The following is an 8,140-nucleotide window of genomic DNA, read 5'->3' as shown; positions in this document are numbered from 1 at the left end:
AAGTTCGGGTCGAAGAAACGAAAAAACTATAAAAAGGTTGAGAATCGGGATGCCCAGAATAAAATTTTAAATCGTAAAAAATTAAAGCTGACCTATCGGCTTGACGGGCAATATGATCAACTAACATTCCAATAAGAAAAAATGAACGAAAGACAACAAATACTTTATCTGACAGGTGGTGGACTGGATGTGTTTACACATTACTTAGGCGATGTATGCCTGAAGAGAATCTTCAAAAATCCCTTCAGGGAAGACAGCCGGCCTTCATGCCATCTGTATGCGAATAAAAACACATACGGACAAGTGGAGTATTATTTACAGGATTTTGGCGATAGCAGCTTCTGTGGCAACTGCTTTGCCATTGTGGCCAGACTGTGCAATATGAATGTAAAGACTGCATTTAAGGATATCCTGAAGGTGATAGACAAAGAGCTTTGCCTGGGATTGTTCAATAATCCATTTCCACAAACAGAAATCATCTATAAACGATTTGTAAAGAGACAGAAGCCGGAGACTTCCTCCACACTTTCATTCCAATACAAGGAAAAGCCTTTTACCATGGAGGAACTGTGTTTTTGGCAGCGTTATGGAATTGGTCAGGATACGTTGGAACACTATCATGTTGCAAGCCTTTCGGCATGCAGAATGTCAAAAGAGAATGGAAAGAAATTTACTGTTTATGGAACAGCAAAGTATCCGGCTTTTGGATACCTCTTTAATAACAATGATGGTATCAAGATTTATTCTCCTTGCTCCAAAAACAGATTTCTCTATGCTTGTGTTCTTCCGAGACCATACATTTTCGGTTGGGAACAGCTACCGCCACAAGGCGAATATATCTTCATCACCGGTGGCGAGAAAGATGTCATGTCGCTGGCAGCACATGGGTTCCATGCGATATGCCTGAATAGCGAGACTGCCAAGCTCCCTGACAGTCTTATGCAACAACTTGCCGGAAGGTTCCGGACAATTGTTATCCTTTATGATATGGATGCAACAGGACAAAGTGAGTCGAAAAAGCGAGTACAGGAATATACTGGAAAATATAATGTAAGAAGAGTCCTGCTTCCTCTTTCTGGTGAAAAATCGGAAAAGGACATCAGTGATTTCTTCCGTCTGGGGCACACCGCAGAACAATTAGCTGCTATCCTGAATAGTGAAAGACTATAAATTCCATATTATGTATTCCGGTATTTCTGCTTGCATAAACATACAAGGACGAGTGACCATTACTGATTGCTCGTCCTTCTTATGTGTACTAAAGATGGTAGTATGGACTTCCTGCCTTAACGAAAGATATTGTCTATATTGCCTTTGTTAATCTTTTTAGGTCGCACCTCCCCATGCGTCTCTTCATATTTAGATATAACCATGTCAAGACCTAAGGTAATAAGTTCATTGATTTGAATACCCTCTGTTTCTGATATGGTACGTATCTTATTCATGACGTTCTTATCGACGGAGGTACATATTCTTTCCTTTGAACCACCTTTAGATATCGGTTTATCCCCTGGGATGGATGTTACTTTCTCCTTTGAATTGGAGCTTGGATTTGGCTGGTGATTATCTTCCGGAGTTGTACTCCTGACAGAAGTAAGTCCTTCCAAAAGACTGCTCATGGAGTTTTTGTTAATACCTTTGCTCATAAATGTAAATTTATAGGTTCTTTGTCCTGTCTAAAAGTTCTCCTACGAAAGCCTTGTAATCAGCAGCTCCATTGCTCTTCGGATCATAGTCAACAATATTGACGGATTCCAGAGGAGCTTCGGCAATCTTGATGTTCTTTCGGATCTTGGTTTGGAACACTTTATCGCCAAGCTTGGCCCTAAGACCATCCTCGATCTGTCTGCTCAAATTGGATTTTTCCCAACGAGTGAGGAGAATACCGGTAATCTCAATCTTTGGATTTAGCTTCTGCTTCACCATTCTGACAAAATCGCTGATCATAGTAAGACCCTGGAAAGGCAGTACTTCTGCAAGCAGAGGTATTACAACCAAATCTGATGCCGTAACTGCGTTAAGAGTAAGAAGACCCAAAGATGGTGGACAATCTATCAGAATATAGTCATAGTCCGCCTTCTTACCTTTTAATATGTCTGCGAGGATGTGTTCTCTTGCCATGACAGAAGAGAGTTCAAGATCAGCAGATGCAAGACGCAATGAAGATGGAACGATGTCAAGATTTTCTGCTATCGGATAGATTGCCAAATTGTAAGCTGCTCCCCTGCAAGAAGCGGAAAGAGCATCATAGATGGTCTGATCAACTTGATTATCTTTTAATAGGGAGGTAGTAAGATTGCTTTGGGCATCCATGTCCACCAACAACACCTTTTTTCCCATAGAGGCAAGGATAGAACCTACACTGGCAGTAGTGGTAGTCTTGCCAACCCCTCCTTTGTGGTTGGCAAATGAGATAATTTTTACTTGCTTTTCCATACCGTTTGATTTATATTTTTTATGTATATACGTATTGTCGTATTCCTTTATTAACTTATATATGTATAGCCGTATATACAGCTATACACCTGCAAAGATACACAATATATTTCGTTTCGCAAAATTTTTACGCCAAATTATTTATCGTCACGGGATTTTATATATTTATCTATTAACTTGAAGATTCCACAAAGTATTTGAGCAAGGAGCAGCTTGCTGACTCTCCTGCACTTTCGTAGATATAGACGGAAACCCTTTGCAGAGGTTTTGTATGGCTTATTGACCATCAGCAAGAGCAATAGGCATGTGGCAACATAATAAAAAGTTTTACCTGATTGCGATTGGTTGACTCCTGAAGAGGAAAGTTTACATTCCGGATTCATAAACGATCTATTTTTGAGTTTTAATATTTGGTTGTAGTGCTGCTATTCTCTTACGAAGCTCCTTTGCAAATTCCATTTGAGCGCGTATGGCTCTATCTATAGAACTACGATCACCCCAACATTCATCTTCAAGTTCAAAAAGAATGTCCAAACATTCAGCACTTGCTACTTTAAATCCTTCTAAAAATTCTGGGGATTTTATAGAATTCATTTTTTTATCTTCCTTCATATCCTTTCCTTTTTAATATTATTTTTGTTATTTAATCTCGTTTCTTTCCGATGTTCTGCGTCATAACGATTATGACACCGTTGGCATAGAGCACGCAGATTATCGGGATCGCAATGTTCTGGAATATGATCAAGATGTGCTATTGTCAGAACAACATATGCTAATTTCCCAGTAAGTTCATTCATCCGATATGTATGGTTCTCAACTCCACAGAACTCACAACAATTATTCGCTCGTTCAAGAATTGAATTTCTAATTTGTTTCCAATTCTTTGGATAGCGTGATTTGTTTTCTGGTTTAATAGGCATATTATTGTTTTTTTTTTATTATTACTGATTTTACAGAGTAGAATTTACAATTTCATCTACAGAATCAAAAAGTGGTTCCCCTAAGAGTTCCTGGCATACATTGACTATATCAAAAGCCTTTTCAGCAGCTTCCTTATTAGAAACGCTGCTTATTTTTTCTATCATTGTCTCTTTGATGTATTTTAGTTCCTTATTACTAAATTCATCATCAAATTTTGCTTCTGTCCGTCGTGCTGTTATCTCAATAGTATAACCATCCTCTCGTTTGATAGATATTCTAAGTTTACCAGCATTCATTCTTTGACATTGGTTAACCATTGCATCTATTTGGTTTGACAAATCTGTATTTTCTTTCATATAATATATTATTTATCAAGTATCACCTAATTAATTGTTTTTAATATTTACTTCTACTTTTTCTTATGTGATATTATTGCAACGTGGCAAGCTATGAAAAATAACAGTTCTAATTGTACATTTTTAACATCTAATCCCAAAGCATAAGTAAGAAGTATGAATAATAATACTGCTATGTCTATTCTCACATTCATGTTATTGTATCTTTTATAAACAACTTTCCTCTTCTTTTAAGGGTCTATTTTATCTTCTGATGACCCTTCTTCTATTTTTATAATTTCTACTTTCATTTGCTATTTTATATTAATCTCTACCTTGTAACCTTTATCTTGAAGGTATGTAGCAATATATCTATCATCACCAATATCTTTAAGTACGTCAAAAAGGTACTCTTTTACATACTTGGCAATAGCTTCAGGAGAGGCCAAATCTACATGCTGCGATATGAACTTGCATTTCTTTGTCCTACCTAATTGCTCAAACTCGTATTCTAATCCTTTAGAATTGGTGTCTTCAAACAATTCAGATATATCACCTTGATGATACAACTTCCCATTAATATCCATTGCCGTACCATCACAGTAGTATTGCCTTAACTCTACCACCTCACCTGTCTTTCTAAGTTTTGCTTTCATAATTTAAATGCTATTTGATTAGCATAAGTCGATGCCGTTGTGTGGCTATTTTTATTTATTGCAATCTTCTTTCATGAAACAAATCCAATGAGTATTGGAACGTTTGCCCGATGGATGCCCAAAAATAGGCGTCTCCGAGGTAAGTTTCAATATTTCGGATACCTTGATGTCTGTTTCATTCCATTTGAATATTAAGAATCCTCCAGGCATTAATACTCGAAAGCATTCTGCAAAGCCTTTTCGCAAGACTTCTTTCCAGTCTGCATTGCCAAGAGCACCATACTTTATCATTTGGTAGCCTGTTACCTTGTTCTTTGGACTTGGTTCATTATATATATCGCATGTCTTACAGTTCTCAATACTTCTTAGTAAGTGTGGAGGGTCAAAAACAACCATGCGGAAGCTATTGTCTGGGTATGGCATGTTTGTGAAGTCGGCCTGAACATCGGGGTTGACCTCGAAGTGCCTTCCGTCACATAATATTGTCTCCATCTTCCTTATGTCCTGAAACAGAACCCTGTCATCATGCTTATCGAAGTAAAACATCTTACCTCCGCAACAGGTATCAAGGATTGGGCTATTTATCATATTTGTTTTCTTTTATGTTAAACATTTCTTTACAGACATCCTCTGCTATTTTCCGGGCTTCTTTCTTGGAAATGTATTGGTCATCGCTTTCATCTTCTTCATTCCATGAATCTACTTCTTCCTCTTCTATATTCCATTCACCATACTCTTTCTCAATTTGCAGGAAAAACCACAGAATAATAAAAATGGCACCTATCCATCCTAAGAAACCAGTATGTAATATCCACAAGAAATCTGCCATTAGCAGTGAACCTATCAAATATACAATGAGTACAGCGAGTATGAAATAAAGCAAATGTTTCATACCTTGCCCTCCAATATTTTTAGAACATCACTATAACGATATAACTCACGGTGGGGAGTAATCCTTGTGGGGACAAGAAATCCTTTCCTTGCCCATTTTCTAAGGGTAGAATAATCAACAAGTAACAAGGACGCTGTTTCTCTTTTTGTCAAGAGCATAGGCTGTCCTTTATGTTGCTTGACCTTACGTTCCAGGTCGAGAAGTTTTTGACGTCGTTCCAGCACGTTGTAAATATCAGTTGAAAGGGTAGCAACTTTGCGAGCTTGCTCTTCATTCACCGCTCTAAGACTGTCTCTAATCTCTGCCATCGACATATCAACCAATCCTTGGAACATATTTGGAAGTTGCTCTTGCAACTTTTCTATCAGCTTGTTGGCTTCGGCTACCGCGAGAGTCTGCTGCATTGCGCGATCTTCCCTAAATCCCATTTCTTCATGAAAGCACATGAATACGAGGAAATATAAGAATAGAAAGAGTGGTATTACCGCTATCCATATCCAAGGAGTGTTGTGCACACACCACATCAAATCCAATGTTGCCAGCGATATTAAGAGGTAGGTAATAATGGCAGCACCTATAAAAAGATATATATGTTTCATTTTCTATTGGCCACATTTAAGATTATTCCATATCAACTTCATAATTCCAATCACAAGCGTCACTTTCGTGAATATGATCAGAAAGCCACTCGAAACCAGTACATACTTGCTCGTCCAAATTCATAAGATCACAGTTTACACGCCCTTTATCCGCCAAGGCGTTTAGATCATCATAAACCTTTTCGCTGACTTCTACGTCATGCAAACCAACAGTATAGGTTACCGTTACGGTTAAATCCTTTATCTTTTTCATTCTGTGTATACTTTTAATATTAAATGTGCTATGGAAGTTCCATTTGTACATGGAAGTGATACTCATTGCATAAGCAGACAATTTGTCTGACTGCATTGGGATCCTCTCCATAGGGAAAGATAATCATACGCTCCTTGGTCAAACACCTTACACCTTTCTTGCGCAAATTATACAAGAGGTTAGTCCGTCTCTTTGTCACTCTGTCCATGTGTGCTGAAATTTTCTTTAAGTAGCATATTGTCCTTATGGAATGCAGCTTCAATGTGTTCTACCAAATCAATCGGTCTCGTCACATACGCATCAAACATCTGGTACATCAGCTCGGGCGTTGGTTTCTCGGACATATCAAGGACAAACACTTTCTTGCCTTGCCCTTTCATCCAACCGGCTTCAGAATGGGCAGAGCGGCCACACGGTAAGAGGAGGACGCAATAGTCCGCTTCCTGCATGGCGTGAAAATCTTTTTCAAATGCTTTGACAGCCTCGGGATGGTGAAGCCCTTCCTTGAAATCCACACAAGTCCACTTCTCGAAGTCCTTATCGACTTTCTCCCAACTGAATCCGCTTAGTTCATTGTCCTCGGGATGCTTGAAGTCATAGGTATAGTAACCCTGAATTCGTAGGGCGTTCAATAAATTCTCGAAATGCTTGTTCCGCCAGCTGCTGGCCAAATAAATCTTTAAAAATCTCATAAGTGTATTTTTTATTTCAGTAATCCTTTACATACCATCTCCACGTATTTGAGACTATCCCGTAATACTGGATAACTTAAACTCTCATATTCAGACCTTTCAAGAAACTCTATCTGTCTGCTGAAGACAGAATTGTCATTGTCAAATTTGTTCAGCAGAAAGTATCTCAACCACATGTCGGCACACCGGGGACGTGGCAAGTCCAAATAATCCAGGATCAGGACGGAAAGTCTCTTCTGTTCTGTACGGTTCAGCACGATGCACTCACCAGTCTCTTTGTCTATCCAGCCACAGAGCATGTGTACGGTGTTGTTCTCTCTGTCGATGGAGATTTGGAAACAAGATGGGCCGAACATCGTTTCTATCTTGTTTGAAAGACCTTGTAACTGCCAAAGGCTGATGGAGCGTTTAATAAAGAAACTGATACTCCTTATGAGCTTCATGCTGGCAAAAGGCTTGAGTTTCTTCTTTTGATAAATCAGAGCCAAAAGCTCTTCTTTCTTTTGCACAAAAGTGGCTGTCTGATAGTACTCGGGGGTACGGACGAGATCCGTAACTCCGGTTTCAATACTTAAAACATAATTAATCATACTTTTACTTGTTAGCGTTTTATACTTGGAAAGGATGCACTTACATCAATCCCTTTATCTTTCATTTCCTGAACTTGTCGTCGTCGTAGCTATGGGTGATTTCATAATAGAAAGCTGCTCCCAAAGCTATCAGCAAGACAAGGATGATTATGACATATACCATACGGCTCTATTTGCTGTTTGTGGTGATCTCAATGGCTTTTACGAACTGCAACAGGTTGTTATAACCTTTGTACAGGGGATTACACTCAATGGCATACTTGCCATACCGATCCTTTAACGTCTTGGTTATGGTGCAGCCCATGACATCATTGGGAAAGTAGAGATAAACCATATCATAGTCATCTCCTTCGACCGAGATATGGATGAAGTTCCTTACATCCGACATAATCATGAAATCACAGTCTGAAGGCAGCCTGACAAAGCCATTCTTCTGTAAGGTCTGGTAGGCCAAATAATCCATCATGTCTGCGAACATACACAACTTGTCGCTCCTGTGCTCTTTCTCCATGGGAAGAAAAGTCACGCCGGAACTATTCAACGTCATGGGGGAGTCCGTCAGGTCTTGGCCAACAAATTCTATCCCGTTGTTCTGGTTTATGACACCCACCCCGTGATAGGTCTTGGAGAGAAAACGGTAGGAGACCGAATGAACCTCTGGAAACTCTTTAACATCAATGCCCATTATACTTGGCGTGGCAGCATCTGTCAAGGTTCTGATCCGAATATTATCGGAGCTTCCTCCTGCGTGCCTGAATATAGGTTT

At 39.1% G+C, this 8,140-nt stretch carries 13 protein-coding genes; 1 reads left to right on the top strand and 12 read right to left on the bottom strand.

All coding sequences use genetic code 11. The annotated features are described in order from the left end of the window. Window positions 1-141 precede the first annotated feature (141 nt). Window positions 142-1,170, top strand: a complete 1,029-nt coding sequence (locus tag X919_RS0105880; RefSeq protein ID WP_028899389.1) for a toprim domain-containing protein — start codon at window positions 142-144, stop codon at window positions 1,168-1,170. Between the two features lie 116 nt (window positions 1,171-1,286). Here the strand turns inward: X919_RS0105880 and X919_RS0105875 are convergent, their stop codons facing one another. The 12 genes from X919_RS0105875 to X919_RS0105820 form a co-directional block, all read right to left on the bottom strand. Next, a complete protein-coding gene (locus X919_RS0105875; RefSeq protein WP_028899388.1) occupies window positions 1,287-1,646 on the bottom strand; it encodes a hypothetical protein in 360 nt (119 codons plus the stop codon). Between the two features lie 10 nt (window positions 1,647-1,656). Then, window positions 1,657-2,436 carry a ParA family protein gene (locus X919_RS0105870; protein ID WP_028899387.1) on the bottom strand — a complete coding sequence of 260 codons (780 nt, stop codon included), beginning with the start codon at window positions 2,434-2,436 and terminating at the stop codon, window positions 1,657-1,659. A 390-nt stretch (window positions 2,437-2,826) separates the two neighbouring features. Then, window positions 2,827-3,048 (bottom strand): hypothetical protein, encoded by a 222-nt coding sequence (locus X919_RS0105865; RefSeq protein ID WP_028899386.1) that lies wholly within the window; start codon window positions 3,046-3,048, stop codon window positions 2,827-2,829. A 338-nt stretch (window positions 3,049-3,386) separates the two neighbouring features. Beyond that, window positions 3,387-3,713 carry a hypothetical protein gene (locus X919_RS0105860; protein WP_028899385.1) on the bottom strand — a complete coding sequence of 109 codons (327 nt, stop codon included), beginning with the start codon at window positions 3,711-3,713 and terminating at the stop codon, window positions 3,387-3,389. 293 nt (window positions 3,714-4,006) lie between these two features. Then, a complete protein-coding gene (locus X919_RS0105855) occupies window positions 4,007-4,348 on the bottom strand; it encodes a hypothetical protein (RefSeq protein ID WP_253270092.1) in 342 nt (113 codons plus the stop codon). 51 nt (window positions 4,349-4,399) lie between these two features. Beyond that, entirely contained in the window at window positions 4,400-4,936 is a 537-nt protein-coding gene (locus tag X919_RS0105850; RefSeq protein WP_081759425.1) for an SAM-dependent methyltransferase, read from the bottom strand. Then, entirely contained in the window at window positions 4,926-5,240 is a 315-nt protein-coding gene (locus X919_RS0105845) for a hypothetical protein (protein ID WP_028899382.1), read from the bottom strand. Before X919_RS0105845 ends, X919_RS0105850 begins: the two co-directional genes overlap by 11 nt. Beyond that, window positions 5,237-5,839: a MerR family transcriptional regulator gene (locus X919_RS0105840; protein WP_028899381.1), complete on the bottom strand. Its 603-nt coding sequence runs from the start codon at window positions 5,837-5,839 to the stop codon at window positions 5,237-5,239. The genes X919_RS0105845 and X919_RS0105840 overlap by 4 nt, the downstream gene beginning before the upstream one ends. A gap of 22 nt (window positions 5,840-5,861) precedes the next feature. Beyond that, complete coding sequence (locus X919_RS0105835) at window positions 5,862-6,092, bottom strand: hypothetical protein (protein WP_234396551.1); 231 nt, start codon at window positions 6,090-6,092, stop codon at window positions 5,862-5,864. 179 nt (window positions 6,093-6,271) lie between these two features. Beyond that, a complete protein-coding gene (locus X919_RS0105830) occupies window positions 6,272-6,784 on the bottom strand; it encodes a hypothetical protein (RefSeq protein ID WP_028899379.1) in 513 nt (170 codons plus the stop codon). 11 nt (window positions 6,785-6,795) lie between these two features. Beyond that, window positions 6,796-7,374 (bottom strand): hypothetical protein, encoded by a 579-nt coding sequence (locus X919_RS0105825; RefSeq protein ID WP_028899378.1) that lies wholly within the window; start codon window positions 7,372-7,374, stop codon window positions 6,796-6,798. 169 nt (window positions 7,375-7,543) lie between these two features. Continuing rightward, window positions 7,544-8,059: a hypothetical protein gene (locus X919_RS0105820; protein WP_253270091.1), complete on the bottom strand. Its 516-nt coding sequence runs from the start codon at window positions 8,057-8,059 to the stop codon at window positions 7,544-7,546. Window positions 8,060-8,140: the final 81 nt, after the last annotated feature.

The sequence above is a fragment of the Prevotella sp. HJM029 genome (assembly GCF_000599605.1).
Classification (GTDB): Bacteria; Bacteroidota; Bacteroidia; order Bacteroidales; family Bacteroidaceae; genus Prevotella.
This window is presented reverse-complemented; position numbering and strand designations above follow the sequence as displayed.